Origin of the sequence: Corynebacterium sp. HMSC074C01 (assembly GCF_001814605.1) — a bacterium.
GTDB lineage: Bacteria > Actinomycetota > Actinomycetes > Mycobacteriales > Mycobacteriaceae > Corynebacterium.
Genome location: NZ_KV817292.1, coordinates 1 through 573, shown reverse-complemented (window position 1 = coordinate 573; position 573 = coordinate 1). Strand labels below are relative to the sequence as shown.

Genomic DNA, 573 nt, shown 5'->3' with positions numbered 1-573 from the left:
GATTGACTTTGACGCGGTCGTCAAAGCACGCACAGGGCGTGTGAAGCAAACACTGCAAGTATTGTGGGCTCGGTACACCACGATCCCCGCCCAGCCGGGTCAGCGTCACTACAGCTACGACCGGTTCCGCCAGTTGGTTGCTTCCCATGTCGATGCGGCCGGGCTTACCGTCCGGATCACCCATGCACCAGGGCATACGATGCAGGTGGATTGGGCGGGGACCAAGATGTGCCTGTACGACCCTGCGGGCACACCGGGTGCGAAAGTCAGCATTTTCGTTGCCGCGCTGCCGTATTCAGGGATGCTGTTTGCCTGTGCGTGTATTGACCAGCGGCAACAGTCCTGGCTTGATGCCCACCGTCAAGCGTTTGACTACTTTGGTGGGGTCTGCCAGGTTGTTGTCCCCGATAACGCGTCGACGGCATCAAACGCGATCAGCACTGCCGATAGGAATCGGAAGGTCAACGACACTTACCAGCAGTTCTTGGAGCACTACAACACAGCAGCACTTCCTACGCGCGCGCGTCGGCCGAAGGATAAAGGGACCTGACCCCTGTTTGGTAGACACCTGAT

1 protein-coding gene is annotated in these 573 nt (G+C 58.6%); it reads left to right on the top strand.

Going from position 1 to position 573, the window contains the following annotated elements; translation table 11 throughout:
* Positions 1-550, top strand: a 550-nt coding sequence (locus HMPREF2978_RS08805) for a DDE-type integrase/transposase/recombinase (RefSeq protein WP_246818755.1), incomplete at its 5' end; no start/stop codon positions are given.
* Positions 551-573: the final 23 nt, after the last annotated feature.